General features: G+C 50.1%; 1 protein-coding gene. It reads left to right on the forward strand.

From position 1 onward, the window contains the following. Positions 1 to 930 precede the first annotated feature (930 nt). Positions 931 to 1,535: biotin/lipoyl-binding protein (locus V6D20_21300; protein HEY9818318.1), on the forward strand; the 605-nt coding region annotated here is incomplete at its 3' end.

Here is a 1,535-nt window from a genome sequence, read left to right on the forward strand (position 1 = left end):
TTGTTTGCAGAACCTGTTGTTCTAAAGAAAAAAACACGAGGAGTCAGCTATGGTCAAGAAAAACAGCAACTCAATTGCCCAACACCCAAAATCGATGAATTTGCTGCATCACATTGATGTCACAGATTTGACAGAAGATCAGATGCAAACTTATTCAGGTGGAAAGACGAGAGGTGTTCTCTTTCATTGGTTCTCCCCTCCCCCTGCTTCTAGCAATGTGCACGCCAGGTTTCCTTCAGATGGGCCTGGGAGAGGTGGTACCATCTCAGCCTGGCCATGAGCTAACCCACATCTTCTAAAAAGCTACTGAGGCGTTGCTGGATCGCTATAGGATTTGTGCTAATGAACCGTGAGCAAGACGCTCACACTTTATTCATAATCAAGGTAGTGTGAGCATCTTGCACATCTTCTGTATCATATCTTTATTCAGTAACGTCGCTACAGGCTGTCTTCATGCTCGTGACCCGATGTTTGAGATCACTCAAGATCCACAAGATTCAACTTCCAGAACGAATGGTATGGCCATCCTATGTGATATGTAGGCGAGCATTTCACGACGGAACAGTGTTTTCACGTTTGTGAATTCTTCCGAATGTGGTCGGATTGCTGTAGTAGTTGCTATCACCTCATGGGAGGTAAAATCAACCCGTGTCTTCAACACCACCGTTGCTAACACGCGTATTTCTTCTGGTTCACAAGACTTCTGATAACATTCCGGGCTGTGAGGAGCTTTCATTACGATACTGGATGAGGGGGGCGATCGCTCCATCCTAACCCAGAGAAAGCCAACAGTACTCAATTTCATCGGCTGGCTTCTGCTATTCCTGTACTGGTTCAACCTAGAATCGCATATTTGCAGTGCTTCATACTGTTACACCAGATGAATTCTTACCTCCTATTTCTCGCTGGTCGAGGTTGGGAGGTCTGGCGTTGGTTGGTATCTTTGGTGGCGCGATCGCCCTCTCCGCGCTGTTCAAATACAATGTCACCGTCAAGGCTCCAGCGGTGATTCGTCCTGAAGGGGATCTGCGAATTGTGGAGTCTGCCTCAACCGGAAAGGTGCAGCAGATTTTGGTGAAAGTCAACGATGAGGTTGAACAGGGAGATGAACTAGTCATCCTTGACGATGCAGAGCTGCGATCGCGTCAGCAGCACGTGCAAGCCGAACTCGATCAGCTTCAGCAACAACAGACCCACATAACCCAAGAACTGATTGCCCTCGAACAGCAAATTGAGGCGGAGCGTCAAGCAGGAGAAAGGGCGATCGCTGCCGCTCAGGCCGAGCTAGATCTCCATCAGCAGGCCTACCTCGACGCGCAGTCTACCACAGCGGCCAACGTCCGCGAAGCTGAAGCCGCTCTGCAATTTGCCAGAGAAGAATTCAACCGCTTTCAGCAACTGGCAGACACGGGTGCCCTGGCCGATCTCCAAATTGCCGAAAAAGCAGCAGCCCTGGAAACTGCTCAAGCCAGACTGGATCGAGCCCGGGGGCTGTTAGATCCTAGCCCTGCAGCCGTAGCTCAGGCCCAAGCCGA

The organism is Candidatus Obscuribacterales bacterium (genome assembly GCA_036703605.1).
GTDB lineage: Bacteria > Cyanobacteriota > Cyanobacteriia > RECH01 > RECH01 > RECH01.